The sequence below is a fragment of the Natronococcus sp. JC468 genome, assembly GCF_012163165.1.
GTDB classification, from domain to species: Archaea; Halobacteriota; Halobacteria; order Halobacteriales; family Natrialbaceae; genus Natronococcus; species Natronococcus jeotgali.
The window spans coordinates 19965-36736 of sequence record NZ_JAAVUO010000026.1 but is presented as its reverse complement, the minus strand read 5'-3'; the positions used below and the strand labels follow the sequence as shown (position 1 = coordinate 36736).

13 protein-coding genes and 1 pseudogene are annotated in these 16772 nt (G+C 68.7%); 10 read left to right on the top strand and 4 right to left on the bottom strand.

All coding sequences use genetic code 11. The features are described 5' to 3' along the window. Positions 1-120: 120 nt before the first annotated feature. The 3 genes from GWG54_RS14550 (at position 121) to GWG54_RS14540 (ending at position 4487) form a co-directional block, all read left to right on the top strand. The gene (locus tag GWG54_RS14550) at positions 121-1908 is read left to right on the top strand and encodes a hypothetical protein (RefSeq protein WP_167938461.1); all 1788 of its coding nucleotides are present in this window, start codon (positions 121-123) and stop codon (positions 1906-1908) included. 95 nt (positions 1909-2003) lie between these two features. Next, positions 2004-2702 carry a hypothetical protein gene (locus GWG54_RS14545; RefSeq protein WP_167938460.1) on the top strand — a complete coding sequence of 233 codons (699 nt, stop codon included), beginning with the start codon at positions 2004-2006 and terminating at the stop codon, positions 2700-2702. A gap of 102 nt (positions 2703-2804) precedes the next feature. After that, complete coding sequence (locus GWG54_RS14540; protein WP_167938459.1) at positions 2805-4487, top strand: methylmalonyl-CoA mutase; 1683 nt, start codon at positions 2805-2807, stop codon at positions 4485-4487. A 15-nt stretch (positions 4488-4502) separates the two neighbouring features. Here GWG54_RS14540 and GWG54_RS14535 read toward each other — a convergent pair whose 3' ends face one another. Then, on the bottom strand, positions 4503-4946 hold the full coding sequence (locus GWG54_RS14535) for an NUDIX domain-containing protein (protein WP_167938458.1): 444 nt from the start codon (positions 4944-4946) through the stop codon (positions 4503-4505). Positions 4947-5164: 218 nt separating this feature from the next. Between GWG54_RS14535 and GWG54_RS14530 the strand changes: the two are divergent. The 3 genes and pseudogenes from GWG54_RS14530 to mce all read left to right on the top strand — a co-directional run bounded on the left by GWG54_RS14530 (position 5165) and on the right by mce (position 9129). Next, positions 5165-5976, top strand: a pseudogene (locus GWG54_RS14530) (aldo/keto reductase). A 44-nt stretch (positions 5977-6020) separates the two neighbouring features. After that, a complete protein-coding gene (locus GWG54_RS14525) occupies positions 6021-8711 on the top strand; it encodes a PAS domain S-box protein (RefSeq protein WP_167938457.1) in 2691 nt (896 codons plus the stop codon). A 34-nt stretch (positions 8712-8745) separates the two neighbouring features. Beyond that, the gene (gene mce / locus GWG54_RS14520) at positions 8746-9129 is read left to right on the top strand and encodes a methylmalonyl-CoA epimerase (protein ID WP_167938456.1); all 384 of its coding nucleotides are present in this window, start codon (positions 8746-8748) and stop codon (positions 9127-9129) included. Between the two features lie 41 nt (positions 9130-9170). Here mce and GWG54_RS14515 read toward each other — a convergent pair whose 3' ends face one another. Continuing rightward, positions 9171-9377 carry a hypothetical protein gene (locus GWG54_RS14515; protein WP_008419841.1) on the bottom strand — a complete coding sequence of 69 codons (207 nt, stop codon included), beginning with the start codon at positions 9375-9377 and terminating at the stop codon, positions 9171-9173. 155 nt (positions 9378-9532) lie between these two features. Between GWG54_RS14515 and GWG54_RS14510 the strand changes: the two genes are divergently transcribed. Then, positions 9533-11755, top strand: coding sequence for a glycoside hydrolase family 32 protein (locus GWG54_RS14510; protein ID WP_167938455.1), 2223 nt, complete (start codon positions 9533-9535; stop codon positions 11753-11755). Between the two features lie 30 nt (positions 11756-11785). On the opposite strand, the gene GWG54_RS14505 is transcribed toward GWG54_RS14510, so the two are convergent. Beyond that, positions 11786-13120: a glycoside hydrolase family 68 protein gene (locus tag GWG54_RS14505; RefSeq protein ID WP_167938454.1), complete on the bottom strand. Its 1335-nt coding sequence runs from the start codon at positions 13118-13120 to the stop codon at positions 11786-11788. A gap of 57 nt (positions 13121-13177) precedes the next feature. Next, a complete protein-coding gene (locus tag GWG54_RS14500) occupies positions 13178-14329 on the bottom strand; it encodes an SPFH domain-containing protein (RefSeq protein ID WP_167938453.1) in 1152 nt (383 codons plus the stop codon). A gap of 161 nt (positions 14330-14490) precedes the next feature. Between GWG54_RS14500 and hisC the strand changes: the two genes are divergently transcribed. Genes hisC through GWG54_RS14485 form a run of 3 tightly spaced genes read left to right on the top strand, consistent with a single transcriptional unit; the run spans position 14491 to position 16768 of the window. Further along, on the top strand, positions 14491-15618 hold the full coding sequence (gene hisC / locus GWG54_RS14495) for a histidinol-phosphate transaminase (RefSeq protein ID WP_167938452.1): 1128 nt from the start codon (positions 14491-14493) through the stop codon (positions 15616-15618). Then, complete coding sequence (locus GWG54_RS14490; protein ID WP_167938451.1) at positions 15615-16160, top strand: adenylate kinase family protein; 546 nt, start codon at positions 15615-15617, stop codon at positions 16158-16160. Before hisC ends, GWG54_RS14490 begins: the two co-directional genes overlap by 4 nt. Further along, the gene (locus GWG54_RS14485) at positions 16157-16768 is read left to right on the top strand and encodes a CDP-alcohol phosphatidyltransferase family protein (RefSeq protein ID WP_167938450.1); all 612 of its coding nucleotides are present in this window, start codon (positions 16157-16159) and stop codon (positions 16766-16768) included. The genes GWG54_RS14490 and GWG54_RS14485 overlap by 4 nt, the downstream gene beginning before the upstream one ends. Positions 16769-16772 lie beyond the last annotated feature (4 nt).

Sequence of the window (16772 nt, the reverse complement as noted above, 5' to 3'; positions counted from 1 at the left end):
AGTAATATTTATCTAAAAAGACTAATTGGCGTCTGAAACCAGAAAATACAGAATAAGATCAAGGGAAGGATAGAAATAAAAATTGCTGAGAGCAGTCAACGGAAGCGAAACAGCGAAACGATGACACAACAAGTATACAACCGAATTACCGGGGACGGGATCGACGGTTCGCGTGAGGGAACGCTCGATCTCGACGACGACGACGAAGCGCAGCACAACCAGCGTAACCGATCGGGGTTCGCGTTCGTCCCGAAGCAAACGCTCGAGGGCGTCGCGTGTCGGATCTCGTCGGAGACCGCGGATCTCACGAGGGCGCAACTCACTGACGACGACGAGGCCGTTCTCGAGGAGGTGTCGATCGCCGACCTCGAGGCCGGCGACGCGTTCACCTTCGAGGCCGACCTCGAGGCCGGCGAGGCCTACCGCGTGCTCGTCGACGCCGACGGCAAGCCCTTCGTTCGCGGGCGGACCGCGGCCGAGTTCCCGTTCGAGGACGACCTGCTCGCGGTCACCAACGGGATCTACGGCGGCTACCTCGAGTCCGACGGCTACCGCTACTGCGTCGATCGGATCACCGCCGAGAGCGCCGGCGTCGGATCGAGCAGCACCGAAATCGAACGCGAGGAGAGCGAGCTGGACCTCGGGAGCGACGAGGAGGCCCAGTCCTGGAGTTCGCTCGAGCGCCCCTCCGGGCTTCGACTCCGAGCCGAGGCGGACGTCGACGCCCTCGAGTGTCGGATCTCGGTGGAGACCGAGGGCCTCACGGCGGCTCGACTCGTCGACGACGGCGGCGAGGTCCTCGAGGCCGGCGAGGCCTACCGCGTGCTCGTCGACGCGGGCGGCGAGAGCTACGTTCGCGGTCGAGCCGCGGCCGAGTTCCCGTTCGAGGACGACCTGCTCGCGGTCACCGACGGCATCTACGGCGGCAGCTACCGCTCCGAGAGCTACCGCTACTGCCTCGACCGGGTCGTCGCCGAACGCGAGTACGAAGTCTCCGTCTACGACGGCGAGAGCGAGGCCGACGGGGGGTCCGACCACGAGGTCGCGACCCTCGAGCTCGGGGCCGACGAGGAGGGCCAGTCCTGGAGCTCGCTGGACGACCCCTCCGGCGTTCGGTTCCGGGCGGAGGCGCCCATTCACACGCTCGAGTGTCGCCTCTCCGCCGAAAGCGGGGGACTCACGAGGGCGCGGCTCACCGACGACGGCGGCGAGGTCCTCGCGGAGCGTTCGATCGCCGACCTCGAGGCCGGCGAGACGGTTACCTTCGAGGCCGACCTCGAGGCCGGCGACACGTTCGTTCTCGCCGGTGATCTATCGGCCGAGACGGCCTATCGTGTCGTCTGCGACGCCAACGGCGAGCCCTTCGTTCGCGGGCGGACCGAGATCGAGTACCCGATCGAAAGCGACGCGCTCGAGGCGACCCACGGCATCTACGGCGGCGATCTCGAGTCCAAGAGCTACCGGTACTGTCTCGACCGGATCGAGCCGACCGAACCGGTAGAGAGCGAGTCCACGACCGAGCCCGTTCCGACGTCGTCCGCGTCGACCCACGGGCTCATGGCCGAGCTAACGACCCGACGACGTGACGACGGTCGACGTGACCGCAGAGCCGTCGATCGACGAGAACGGCAATCTATCGGCCGAGATCCTCGCCTTCCTCGATTCGCGGGACCGTGTCAATCACGAGTTCGTCCTGCCGATGGGGAGCTACACGTGGAACACCGAGTTCGTCGTCTTCGACCCGATCGAGTACCTCGAGATCAGGGGCGAACCTCGAGATCCGCGATCACGGCGTCAGTATCGCGTTCCTGTTCGGTCGGTGGGCGACCGACGACCCGCCGAAACACGTCTCCCTCCGGAACCTCGACGTCGACATCGACGACCGGAGCGAGCGCGACGCCGGGCTGATCAGCGCCCACGTCGGCCGCTGTCTGCTCGACAACGTCGAACTCGTCGGCGAACGCTGGCGACACGGACCGCAGGGCGGCGACCGATACACCTGCATGATCAACACCCGCGATCCGAGTGCGCTCTCACTGATCCGCAACCTGGGGCTGCCCGACGGCGAGGTCGCCGACTCGAGCCAGCCGTCGGTCGGTCACTCGATCGGCTGCAGCGCCGACCCGCCCCATCAAGGGATCAATATCTGGGACCGGTGTTACGTCGAGGACTACGTGGACAACGGCATCTACGTGCGAAACAGCGACGGCGAGAACGTCGTCGAACACAGCATCACGGTCAACTGTGGCAACGGGAACATCCGGCTCGGTGCGGCCGATCAGGCCCGTGACTGCAAGATCCTCCTCGACCGGGGCTCCGACCGGACCTACCCCGGCGCAGGACTCTGGTTCAACGGCGGGAAAGCGATCGCCGAGCGGATCGAGATCGACGGCAGCGACGCCCAGAACGACATCGTCCGAATCAACAGCGACGCCGACGGCGGACACATCAAGGGACTCGACCTGTTCTGCGGTCCGGACGTTCAGGCGCCCGCGATCCGCTGTACGGAGACGAGCACGACGACGAACCTCGGGCTGCTCATCGAGGACTTCGAGGTCGAAGACCTCTCCACCGCCGCCGGCGGGAGCGTTCGAGTCCAGCGGTCCGACGTCACGCTCAAGGACGGCGTCGTCGACGCGTCCTACCGTCCGGCGCTGACCGGCTACGGCAACCCGGACCTCGAGGACGTCGACCTGTCCTGAACCGAGAACGCGTTCCGTACCGCTTCGTTCTCCGCCGCTCCGGCGGCCGTTTCGGGCGCGACTCGAAAAGGTTGAAGCCACCGCCGCCCGACGGTAACGATAATGTTCGATCCCGAGGAACTCGAGGAGATCCGCGAGAGCCGCGAGGAGTGGCACGAGGAGGAGGTCGAGCCGGTGCTCGAGCGCTTCGGCGAGCGCAAGGATCGGTTCACGACCGACACGGGCGGCCAGGAGGTCGACCGACTCTACACGCCCGCGGACGTCGACGACCTCGACTACCAGGACGATCTGGGCAACCCCGGCCAGCCGCCGTACACCCGCGGGGTGTACTCGACGGGCTACCGCGGTCGGCTGTGGACGATGCGCCAGTACGCCGGGTTCTCGACGCCGGAGGACACCAACGAGCGCTACCACTACCTGCTCGATCAGGGGCAGACGGGCCTCTCGATGGCGTTCGACCTGCCGACCCAGATGGGCTACGACTCCGACGACGCGATGGCCGCCGGCGAGGTCGGGAAAGCGGGCGTCGCGATCGACTCGCTGGCCGACATGGAGACCGTCTTCGACGGCATCCCGTTAGACGAGGTCTCGACCTCGATGACGATCAACGCACCCGCGTCCGTCCTGTTGGCGATGTACATCGCGGTCGGCGACCAGCAGGGCGTCGACCGCGGGGAACTGCGGGGGACGATCCAGAACGACCTCCTGAAGGAGTACATCGCACGAAACACCTACATCTACCCGCCCGAGCCGTCGATGCGGATCATCACGGACATCTTCGACTTTTGTGCCTCCGAGACCCCGAAGTTCAACACGATCTCGATCTCGGGGTATCACATCCGCGAGGCCGGCTCCACCGCGGCCCAGGAACTGGCCTTCACGCTGGGCAACGGCATCCAGTACGTCGAGGCCGCGCTCGAGGCCGGGCTGGACGTCGACGATTTCGCTCCGCGCCTTTCCTTTTTCTTCAACGGCCACAACAACATCTTCGAGGAGGTCGCGAAGTTCCGGGCAGCCCGACGGATGTGGCACGACATCATGGAGGAGCGCTTCGACGCGGACGATCCGAAATCGAAGCAGCTGAAGTTCCACACCCAGACCGCGGGCTCGATGCTGACCGCCCAGCAGATCGAGAACAACGTCGTCCGGGTGGCCTACCAGGCGCTCGCGGCCGTCCTCGGGGGTACCCAGTCGCTGCACACCAACGGGAAGGACGAGGCGCTGGCCCTGCCGACCGAGGAGTCGGTTCGAACCGCACTGCGGACCCAGCAGATCCTCGCCCACGAATCCGGCGCCGCCGACACGATCGATCCGCTGGCGGGCAGTTACTACGTCGAGTCCTTGACCGACGAGGTCGAAGAAGACGCCTACGAGATCCTCGAGGAGGTCGACGAGCGCGGCGGGATGCTCGAGGCCGTCGAACAGCAGTGGGTTCAGCGACAGATCCAGGACACCGCCTTCGAGCGCCAGCGCGAGATCGAGGAGAAAGAGCGCGTCATCGTCGGCGTCAACGAGTTCGAGGTCGACGAGGACCCCGAGATGGACGTCGAGGAGGTCACCGAGGAGGACGAGCGCCGACAGGTCGACCACCTCGAGTCGGTCCGCAAGAACCGCGATGGCGAAGCCGTCGACGCCGCCCTCGAGGCGCTTCGGGACGCCGCACAGGGCGAGCAGAACGTTATGCCGTACATCGTCGACGCGGTGAAAGCGTACGCGACGGTCGGCGAGATCTGCAACGTCTTCCGCGAGGAGTTCGGCGAGTACCAGCCCGGCAGCGCCGTGTAGCCGGGATCGGGCGGGCTACTGGCGCGGTACGGTCGGTTCGAGGCGATCGACGTAGTCGTCGAGCGAGAGGGCGAACTCCCGGCTCGCCGGGAGTTCACGCCAGGCGTACTCGAACTCCATCCCCCGTTCCTCGCCCTCGCCGGTGACGACGTGGGTCCAGGCGTCGCGGTCCTCTTCGACGGAGACGTGAAAGAAGTGACGGCGATAGAGCTTCGGCGGCGAGAGCCGACGCACCCAGACGTCCTCGGCCAGATGCGTGATCGACCCCAACTCGGTGAGCCCGCTCTCCTCTCTGATCTCCCGGCGCAGCGCCTCGCGGGGCGATTCGCCGGGCTCGATCGTCCCCTTCGGGACCTGCAGGCCGTCGTGGCCGTCAGCCTCGAACGTGAGCAACTCGCGACCGTTTCTGGTGATGTACGCACAGACCTTTGGGACACACGGCACCTCGGTTCCAACCATACCACGATTCTTTACGACCGTCCATAAAAATCTTTGGAGGGTTGAACCTAAACCACTATATATTCCTAAAGAGCTTCGACCAGTCTATAGTTTCGCCAATAATTCGAATCACGGACATCGAACGTCTCGGAGTCGACACGGTCGAAGGGGCGACGCCCGCGGCCGACCTTGCGGGCGAGCAGTGGAAACTGAAGCCCGTCGACGCCGAACGGGCGACCGTGATCGACAGCTCCACTATCGACGCCGGAAACGCGGCGGTTCCGGCGCTCGGGTTCGGTACCGCGCGAATGACCGGCGAGGAGTGTCGCCGCGCGGTCACGGCTGCGCTCGAGGCCGGCTACCGCCACGTCGACACCGCTCAGCTGTACGACAACGAGGACGCCGTCGGCGACGCGCTCGAGGCGAGCGACGTGCCCCGCGAGGACGTCTTCGTCGTGACCAAACTCGACACCGACAACCTCGCCCGCGAGGACGTCCTCGAGTCGACCCGCCGAAGCTGCGAGCGGCTTGGCCTCGAGACGATCGACCTCCTCCTGATCCACGCGCCCCGCGATCACACCCCCCTCGAGGAGACGCTGGGAGCGATGAACGAACTGCAGGAGGGGGGACGGGTCGACCACGTCGGGGTCAGCAACTCGAGCGCGCCCGGGAGCTATCGGAAACGCCGATCGTCGCCAACCAGGTGAAGTACCACCCCTATCACCGCCAGGACGAGCTGGTGTCGTACTGTGCCGACAACGACGTCTGCCTGACCGCGTACAGCCCGCTGGCGGCGGGCGCCGTCGTCGGCGACGACCGCCTCGCCGAGATCGGCGAGCGCTACGGGAAGTCGGCGTCCCAGGTCGCGCTCCGCTGGCTGCTCCAGCAACCCGCCGTGGCGGTGATCCCGAAGGCCGCGAGCCCCGAGCACGTCGCGGCCAACGCCGACGTCTTCGACTTCGAGCTCTCGCCGACGGAGATGCGGCGGGTGTTCGAGTTGACGGATCCGAGACTCACCGCCCGGATCGCGTCGATACTCGGACTCGACTAGCGATCGGACAAGCACTTATGCGGCTCACCCGTTACTGAACGGCTATGAGCGACGGTCTGGGGGGATCCGGCGACCGAGCCCGGGACGGCGCGTTCAGGGGATCGCTCGAGCAGTATCGAACGGTGATGAACGCGATCGACGACGGGATCTACCGACTCGATGCCGACGGTCGAATCGTCGCGGTCAACGACGCCGTCCTCGAGCAGACGGGATACGACCGCCGGGACCTGCTCGGCGAACACTTCTCGGTCCTCGTCGGCGAGGACGACGTCGCCCGTCTCGAGCGGGAACTGGACGATCGCCTCGAGACGGGCGTCGATCCGGACGCGACGTTCGACCTGGCGATCGAGGCCGCCGACGGCGACCGCGTCCCCTGCGAGGTTCGGTTCAGCGTCCTCGAGGCCGACGGCGAGTTCGACGGCGTCGTTGCCGTCGTCCGGGCCGTCGACGAGGAGAGCGAACGGGACCGACTGGACTCGATCTGGGAGACCTACGAGTCGATCTCCTCGGTCATCGACGAGGCCGACGTCGGCGTGTTCGTCCTCGACGAGTCGTCTGACGTCGTCTGGGCCGACGAGACCGTCGAAACGTACTTCGGCGTGGATCGCCGCGACGTTATCGGCCGAGACAAACGGGCCGTCGTCGAGGAGACGATTCGCGACCGTCTCGCGGATCCCGAGGGGTTCGCGGAGACCGTACTGGCGACCGACGACGACGCGCCCGTCGAACAGTTCGAGTTTCGGGTCGCGGACGGCCCCGACCGGGAGGCACGCTGGCTCGAGCACCGGAGCAAGCCGATCGAGTCCGGGCGGTACGCCGGCGGCCGCGTCGAGCTGTACTACGACGTCACCGACCGAAAGCGGTCCGAACAGGCACACCAGGAGAGCGAACAGCGGTTCCGGTCGCTCGTCGACGCGGTCGACGAGTACGCGATCTTCAGGCTCGACGCCGACGGGCGCGTCGTCAGCTGGAACGAGGGGGCGAAACGGATCAAGGGGTACGAGTCGTCGGCGATCGTCGGCGAGCACTTCTCGACGTTCTACACCGACGGCGACAGGGCCGACGGCGTCCCCGAGCGAAACCTCGAGCGGGCGAGAACCGAGGGAACCGCCGAGGACGAGGGGTGGCGCGTCCGCGCGGACGGCTCGCGGTTCTGGGCGAACGTGACGATCACGGCGATCAGGGAGGACGGCGAGCTCCAGGGGTACGCGAAGGTGACCCGCGACATGACCGAGCGCCGGGAGCGCGAACAGCAGCTCCAACGCGAGCGGGACCTGACCGAACGGATCCTCGAGACGAGTCCGGTCGGGATCGCGGTCGTCGACCCCGACGGGGTGACCAGCCGGGCCAACGAACGGATGACGGCCCTGCTCGGCGTCTCGCCGGACGAGTCCTCGGGATACGCCACGAGCCAGCGCGACATGTACGACGCCGAGGGGCGACCGCTCCCGGTCGAGGAGCGGCCGGCAGCCCGAGTCTTCGAGACCGGCGAGCCCGTCTACGACCGGGAGATCCGTCTGGATCGGGCCGATGGATCGCGGCGGTGGCTGTCGATAAACGCCGCGCCGATCGGCGCCGACGGGAAACCGGTCGAGCAGGTCGTCGTCACCGCGACGGAGATCACCGACCTGAAGGAGCTTGCCAAGCGCCGCAAACAGGAACTCGAGGATCGGGAGAGCGAGCTGGCGGCCGTCCGGCTCGCGACGAACCTGCTCGAGACCGGCGACCGCCCGGTCGACGAGCTGCTCGCGGAGTTCGTCTCGGAGCTGCCCCGGGCGTTTCGGTACGCCGACCGAGTCGCGACGCAAGTCTCGGTCGGCGATCACGAGGCGGTCACGGACGGCCGCGGCTCCTTCGAGCGACGGATCACCACCCGCACCAGCACGGCGAGCGGAACGCCGATTCGGATCGACGTCGGCTTCGTCGAACCCCCGCCGGAGGACGAGCCGGAGCCGTTCATCGACGAGGAGCGGGACCTGATCGACACGCTCGCGACGCTGATGAAGTTTCACTTCGAGCGACGGGAGTACATCGACGAGCTCCAGGCGGAGACCCGACGCCTCGAGCAGTTCGCGTACGCGGCCTCCCACGACCTCCAGGAGCCCCTGCGGATGGTCTCGAGTTACCTCCAGCTCGTCGATCGGCGCTACGCCGACGCGCTCGACGACGACGGTCGGGAGTTCCTCGGGTTCGCCCTCGAGGGCGCCGAACGCATGCGTGAGATGATCGACGGGCTGCTCGCCTACGCCAGGGTCAAGACGCGGGGCGATCCGCTGGAACGGGTCGACCTCGAGGCCGTCTTCGAGGACGTCTGCTCGGACCTCGAGATGCGCATCGCGGCCACGAACGCCGACGTCTCCGCGGAGCCGCTGCCGGCGGTCGCGGGCGACGAGAGCCAGCTCCGGCAGGTGTTCCAGAACCTGCTCGAGAACGCGATCGAGTACAGCGACGACACCCCACGGATCCGCGTCTCGGCCGAGCGACGCGAGTCGGAGTGGATCGTTTCGGTCAGCGACGACGGGATCGGGATCGAGTCCGAGGAGCGCGACCAGATCTTCGAGATGTTCCAGCGGCTCCACAGCCGCGAGGATCACGACGGCGCCGGGATCGGGCTCGCGCTCTGTGAGCGGATCGTCGAGCGCTACGGCGGCGAGATCTGGGTCGACTCCGCGCCCGGCGAGGGGTCGACGTTCTCGTTTACGCTGCCGGCGGTCGACGCCTCGCCGGAAGGGTAACACTCTCCGTCCGGCGGGCCGAACCCCCCGCTCGATGCACATCGACCACGCAGGGATCGCGACCGACGACGCCGCGGAGCTGGCGGCGCTGTACGGCGAGCTGTTCGGCCTCGAGATCGCCCACGAGGAGGAGTTCGACGGAATGACCGTCGTCTTTCTCGACTGCGGGAACTGCTACCTCGAGCTGCTCGAGCCCCTCGAGGACGGCACGATCGCCCGGTATCTCGAGGACGACGGCGCGGGGATCCACCACCTCGCGCTCGCGACCGACGACATCGACGCCGCGCTCGAGACCGCCCGCGAGCACGACGTCGCCCTCGTCGACGAGGAGCCTCGACCCGGTGCGTGGGGACACTCGGTCGCCTTCCTCCACCCGAAGGACACGGGCGGGATCCTGATCGAGTTCGTCGAGCACTGAGGCGACGGCGTTTGGTTCGACGCGGACGCAAGCGACCCGGCCTACCGGAGTCGCCGGACCACGCGCAATAGAAGCGACGTCGCGGTTCCGATCCCGGGGACGCGCGTCGACAGCGCCGCAGCGGCGAGCAACAGCAGTCCGCTCTTTGGTCGCCCGCGGGCGAACGCCAGCCCCGCGTCGATCACCGTCGAGACGATACTGAGCTTATTCGCCGACGAGCCGCCGGATCCTGCGTTGGTAGTCGACATCGTGTCCGTCCTACGCGAGCCGCGAGGAAATACTACACCCTTGCCGCCCGGCCGGAACTCGAGGCGCGGGTCGTCGACGCGACCGCGTTCGTCGATCGACGCCGATCGGGTCCACGTCGGCAGTCCTATTACGATCCGACGACGCGTTTCGGGGGATGAGCGAATCAGCGGAGACCGTGGGGTTCCTGGTCGCCGGCGAGCCCTCCCCGGAGCAGCGTGTCGCCCTCGAGCGGTGCGAGGCGGCCGGAATCGACGTCGAGACGCTCGCGCTCGCCGCCGTCGACGACGCCCGGCTCTCGGCGTACGACGTCCTCTGGTGGCACCGCGCGGAGCCGCTCAAGGCGGTCGGGGGCGGGACGATCGAGGACGTCCGCGCCCCGCTCGAGACGCACCTCGCGGACGGCGGCGGCCTGTTGCTCTCGCTGCGGGCGCTCGAGGCCGTTCCGGCCCTCGGGATCGACCCCGTCGAGCCCGACGTCACGACCCTCGAGGAGGAGCCCCCCGCCGGGCTGCTGTGCAGGTCGGCGTTCGCCGACCGCCCGGTCTTCGACGGGTTCGATGAGCTGCGGGTCGCGACCCGGGCGCCCGAGGGCGAGCAGCCCTGCGCGCGCTACGAGCGCGTCCTGCCCGAGCGGGGCGCCGTCCTCGCGAGCACGCTCCGCGCCGACCGCGAGGCGCCCGCCGAGCCCGCCCTGTTCGGCTGGCGGGTCGGCGACGGCGACGTCGCCGGGCTCGGAACCGGAATCCAGTTCGACGGTCCCGCACCCGAGACGGCCGCACGCAATCGGGGGCGACTCCTCGAGAACCTGCTCGGGGTTCTGGCCGCGGACGACGAGCGCCTGCTCGAGCACGAACCGAAGAGCGCGGCCGCGCTGTCGGCCGCCCGCGAGCGACTGGCGGACGACCACCACCGGCCCCGGTACCACATTTCGCCGCCCGAGAACTGGCTCAACGACCCGAACGGGCTGCTCGAGTGGAACGGGACCTACCACGTCTTCTACCAGTACAACCCCGCGGGACCCCACCACGGGACGATCCACTGGGGCCACGCGGTCAGCGACGACCTGGTGACCTGGGAGGACCGCCCGATCGCGCTGACGCCCTCGCCCGACGGCCCCGATCGGGACGGCTGCTGGTCGGGCTGTGCGGTCGGCGTCGACGGCACCGCGAAGATCGTGTACACGGGCGGAGACGGAGACGTCCAGTTGCCGTGTCTGGCGACCGCGACCGACGACGACCTCGTCGACTGGGAGAAGTACCCCGAGAACCCGGTCATCAGGTCGGTCCCCGTCGACCCGCCGCTGCGCTCGACCGAGCACTGGCGGGCCGAGTTCCGCGATCACAACGTCTGGCGCGAGGACGGCACCTGGCACCACCTCATCGGCTCCGGGATCGAGGACGGGGGAGGGACGGCGCTGTTGTACACCAGCGAGGGCGACGAGATGATCGACTGGACCTACCGGGGGCCGATCCTGACCGGCGAGCCCGACCGCGACGGCGCCATGTGGGAGTGTCCGGAGCTGCTCGACCTCGGCGAGAAGCGGCTGCTGCACGTCTCGAACTACGAGGAGGTGCGGTACTACCTCGGCGAGTACGCCGACCGATCGTTCGACGTCGAGCGGGACGGGCTCCTCGACCACGGCGCGTTCTACGCCCCGCAGTCGCTGCGTGACGACGGCGACGACCGGTGGCTCACCTGGGGCTGGATCAAACCCGACCGCAGTCCGGCGGCCCAGTGGGACGCCGGCTGGGCCGGCACCCTGTCGCTCCCGAGACGGATCGACCTCGACGACGAGGGGCGGCTCCGACAGCGCCCCGCCGCCGAGCTGACGGCGCTTCGCGAGGACCGGGCGTACGCGGACTCGCCGACCCTCGCGGACGAACGCCGGGAGCTGCCGTTCGCCGGGCACTCGTTCGAGCTCCGGGCCGAGATCCGCCTCGAGGATGCCGCGGAATGTGGCCTGGCGGTTCGGCGCTCGCCCGACGGCGAGGAGGAGACGCTGCTGCGGTACACCCGCGAGAGCGACCTCGTCGTCGACCGCGCGGCGTCGACGACCGATCACCGCGCCTCGAGCGACCCGGTCTCGATGCCCGTCACCCCGGTCGACGAGAGCCTGTCCCTGCGCCTGTTCGTCGACGGCTCCGTCCTCGAGGTCTTCGCGAACGAGCGCCACTGCCTGTCGACCCGGATCTTCCCGACGCGAGCCGACAGCGACGGCGTCTCGCTGTACGCCGCCGACGGGCGAGCCGTCTTCGAGGGCCTCGAGGTGTGGACGATGGGGTCGGCCTGGCCTGCGGTGGGCGATACCGAGCGCGGGACCGACGCGGCTCCCGGTAGCGACCGTCCCCGAGCGCGGGACCGACGCGGCTCCCGGTAGCGATCGACGGCTCCGCCCGACCGGGCCGGGTCAGTACTCTCCGCGGTCGTCGTTCTCCGCCCGATACGACGACAGCAGCGCGGGCAGTTCCTCGTCGGGCAGCGGCAGGTGGCCGTGCTCGAGCGCGCCAAGCACCCGCGTCGCAGCGCCGTCGACGTCCAGCCGGACCGTCGGCGCGAGCGTCCCGCCGAACCGGCGCTGCTGTTCGTCGGCGGGGAGGTCGGCCACGTCGTCGAGCGAGAGCCCGCGCAGGTCGTAGTAGTTGAAGAAGCTGGTGACCAGCACCTCCTCGTCGTGGGGATAGGCCAGCCACGAGTAGGTCTGAAACGGCGCGCTCTCGGGATTCGTCAGCACGAGCCCCGATTCGTTCAGCGGGACGTACTCGCCCCGCAGCGAGTCCGCGACGAAGCCATAGAGCGCGTCGTACCCCTCGAGCCCCGAGGCGAACGTGTGCTCGTGGCTCGAGAGGAAGAGGTAGTACCGGCCGTCCCGGACGACGACGTGGGGCCGTTCGAGCTCCTGGTTCGTGCCGACGCCCTCGAGGATCGGCGATTCGAGCTCCCAGTCGGTCGGGTCGCCCGACGGCGAGACGGCCAGTCCGACGCTGCCGTTGAACTCGAGGTGTTCGGGGTCGCCCTCGAAGCGCTCCTCGCGTTCGGGGTCGGGGATCGGCGTGTTGGCCTCGAACAGCAGGCAGGTCTCGCCCGTCGCCGGATCCTCGAAGAACCAGGGGTCGCGGAAGGTGTAGATCATCCCCCGGGACTGCGACTCGCGCTCGTACTCGGCGCCGTCGGGCTCGAGCAACACCTCGTGGTCGAACGGACCGGAGATCTCGAGGCCGTCGCCGCCGGTCTCGACGGTGCCGCCGGCGCCGACCGCGATCCGCTGGGTGTAGGTCAACTCCGTCTCGCCGCGGGCGCCCGAGGCGGTGTAGTAGAGGTAGAGCCGACCGTCCTCGCCGTCGCCCGACGCGTCACCGCGGCGGTCGTAGAGCGCCGAGCCGGCCCACTGGCGCGAGCCGAACGCCGCGCCCTCCTCGAAGACCCTGCCGCCGCAGGTCCACTCGCGACCGTCCCGGGAGTAGAAGTACCGGATCGTCGCCACGTCGTGGCGTTTGCCCGGCAGCAACTCGGCGGGGGCCGTCAGCGAGAGGATGACGCGGTAGCCGTCGATCTCGGCGATCGAGCCGTCCCGATCGCGGAGGAACCACGTGTCCCAGACGTGGAGGTCCGGATCGACGTCCTCCGCGGGCGGGTAGACGACCGGCGCCACCGCCCCCTCGCCGCGCCGGATCGCGGCCGCCTGCGAGCGCGTCCACCGCGAGATCGATCGCCCCGGTCGATCGTTTCCTGGATCGTCGTGCATGCGGTAGCGTCCGCAACTGCACGAGAAAAGCGGTTCGGCTTCGGAGCCGGGTCGCGGTCAGTCCCCGCCCGAGCCCTCGTCGGGGGCGACGTCGAGTTCGGGGCCGGCCTCCCCGGCGCCGTCGGCCGGCGGTCCCACGTCCTCGCCCTCCTTGATCGCCTGGGCCTCCCGTTCCATCGCCTCGACGTCCACGTCGGCTTCGGCGTCGATCTCGCCGATGATCTCGGCGATGTCGTCGAGGCCGATCAGTTCTCGCGTCTCGTCGTCGAACTCGAGGCTCTCGAGTCGGTCGCCGTCCGCGGCGACGTCGCTGCCCGAGAGGTGCTTGCCGTAGCGCCCGACCATCGAGGTGAGCTCCTGGGGGAGGACGAAGGTAGTCGACTCGCTCTGCCCGATGTTCTCGAGGGCGTCCATCCCCTTGTCGATCACGGCACGCTCGCCCATCGATTCGGCCGAACGGGCGCGCAGAACCGTCGAGATCGCGTCACCCTGGGCCTCGAGGATCTGGCTCTGCTTTTCACCCTGGGCGCGGATGATGTTCGACTGCTTCTGGCCCTCGGCCTTCTCGACGGCGCTGCGGCGTTCACCCTGGGCCTCGAGGATCATCGCGCGCCGTTTGCGCTCGGCGGAGGTCTGCTGTTCCATCGCGCCCTTGACGTCCCGCGAGGGGGTGACCTCGCGGACCTCGACGCTCTCGACGCGGATGCCCCACTCGTCGGTGGGTTCGTCCAGTTCCTTGCGGATCCGCTCGTTGATCATCTCGCGGCGGCTGAGGGTGTCGTCCAGTTCCATGTCGCCAAGCACCGCCCGCAGGGTCGTCTGGGCGAGGTTCGAGACCGCCGTCTTGTAGTCGTCGACCTCGAGGAAGGCCCGCTTGGCGTCCATCACACGGATGTAGACGACGGCGTCGGCCGTGACGGGGGAGTTGTCCCGCGTGATCGCCTCCTGGGTCGGCACGTCGATCGTCTGGGTTCGCATGTCGAACGTGTAGACCCGCGAGACGTACGGCGGGACGACGTTCAGCCCCGGCTGGAGCAGCTTGCGGTACTCCCCGAAGACCGTCAGCGCACCCCGGTTGTAGGCGTCGACGATCTCGACCATCTGCCAGACCGTGACGATCGCGACCGCCAGTACCAGCGCCCCGATGTACAACAGCGGATCGATCCCCGGGCCCTCGAGTTGCGAGAGTGTCGCCACCAGCGCGTTCATACCCGATTCAGGGGTCCCGGCCGAATAACTCTTCGTTCAAGAATGTGTGAGTGTGTGTCGGGCACGGTTCCGACTCCCGAGACGCGGGGAACGGCTGGCCGAGGACGTTGCGGCGAGCGGAGGTAAGCACCCTTAAGAGCCGCCGGAAACAGGGTTCGCGTATGCAACCGCGCGACCTGTCCGACCACGTCGCCTACGAGGCGGGTCGAGGCATCGAGGAGGTCGCCCGCGAACTCGGGCGCGACCCCTCGGAGTTCGTCAAGCTCGCCTCGAACGAGAACCCCCACGGCCCCTCCCCCGCGGCCGCCGACGCCGTCCGGGAGGCCGCGGGGAGCGTCAGCTCCTACCCGAAGTCTGCACACACCGACCTCACCGACGCCGTCGCCGACCGTTGGTCGGTCGATTCCGCGCAGGTGTGGCTCGCCAACGGCGGCGACGGCGCGATCGACTACCTCTCCCGGGCGACGCTCGAGCCCGGCGACGACGTCCTCGTCCCCTCGCCGGGGTTTGCCTACTACGGGATGAGCGCCCGCTTTCACCACGGCGGGGTTCGGGAGTACGACCTCGAGCGCGACGCGGACTTCGCCCAGACGCCCGAGACGGTGCTGTCGGCCTACGACGGCGAACGGATCGTCTACCTCACGAGCCCGCACAACCCCTCGGGGTCGACGATCGAGCTCGCGGACGTCGAACGGATCGCCGCGGAAACCGACGCGGAGACGCTGGTCGTCGTCGACGAGGCCTACGGCGAGTTCGCCGACGTCGACAGCGCCGTTTCCCTGCTCGAGGGTCGGGACGGCTTCGAGGCCCGCGACGATATCGCCGTCCTGCGGACGTTCTCGAAGGCCTACGGTCTCGCGGGCGTTCGCCTGGGCTATGCGATCGTCCCCGGCGAGTGGGCCGACGCCTACGCCCGCGTGAACACCCCCTTCGCCGCCAGCGAGATCGCCTGCCGGGCCGGACTCGCGGCCATCGACGACGACGAGCACGTCGAGCGAACCGTCGAAACCGCGCGCGACTCCCGAGAGTACATGCGCGAGCGCATCGACGCGCGGGTCTGGCCCAGCGAGGGCAACTTCGTGCTCGCGGCGGTCGGGGACGCAACGGCCGTCGCCGAGGCGTGCCAGGAACGGGGCGTCATCGTCCGGGACTGCTCGAGCTTCGGCCTGCCGGGCTGTATCCGGATCACCTGCGGCACCGAGAGCGAGACCGAACGCGCCGTCGAGACGGTAAATGCCGTCCTCGAGGAGCTGGCCCCCGAACGGGAGCGGGAGGTGACCGACGCGTGAGGATCGCCGTCACCGGCACGCCGGGAACGGGCAAGACCACCGCGACGAAACTGCTCGAGGACCGGCTCGCGGACGGCGAGTCGCCGCTCAAGGGCGACGCCCTCGAGGTGATCCACCTCAACGAGGTCCTCGAGGACGAGGAGCTGTACACCGCGATCGACCCCGATCGAGAGAGCAAGATCGCCGACCTCGACGCGCTGACCGACCGCCTCGCCGACTACGAGCGCGCGGTGATCGAGTCCCACCTGGCACACCACTTCGAGGCGGATCGCGTCGTCGTTCTGCGCTGCGAGCCCGCACAGCTCGAGGGGCGGCTGCTCGAGCGCGGCGAGAGCGAGGCCAAGGCCCGGGAGAACGCCGAGAGCGAGGCCCTCGACGTCGTGCTCGCCGAGGCGGTCGAAGAACACGGCCTCGAGTCGGTCTACGAGATCGACACGACCGACCGCGACCCCGGGGCGGTCGCCGACGCGCTCGCAGCCGTGATCGCCGGCGATCGGGAGCCAAGCGCCGGCGAGGTCGACTTCGTGGGGTATCTCGAATGACCCTCGATCAGCTCCGCCCGTACGTCTCGGGCCTTCTGGATCCGTTCGTCAGCGGGTTCGACCGACTCGGGATGACGCCCAACGGCGTCAGCCTGCTGGCGTTCGGGGTGGCGGTGCTGGCGGCGGGCGCCTTCCTGCTCGGGGGGCGGGGGGCTCCGGTCTGGTTCGCCGCGGCCGCCGTCCTGGTCTTCCTGAACGGCTGGCTCGACGTGATCGACGGCGCGCTCGCCCGCGAGCAAAACGTCGCCTCCACCGGCGGGGACCTGCTCGATCACGTCCTGGACCGTTACGCCGACATCGTCATCATCGCCGGGCTGGCCGCCGGGATCGAGCACTACCTCCTCGGGTTCCTGGCGGTGACGGGCGTGGTGATGACCTCCTACCTGGGCACGCAGGCCCAGGCGGTCGGTCTCGAGCGGGTCTACGGCGGGCTCATCGGCCGCGCGGACCGGCTGGTGATCATCGGTCTCGTCGGTTTCCTGGCGTACCCGCTCTCGGGGGCGTACGGCGGGCTGACGCTGATCGGATGGCTGCTGGTCTTTCTGGCTGTCGTCGGCCACGTCACCGCGCTCCAGCGGTTCTACTACGCCTGGGCCGCCCTCGAGTGACCGC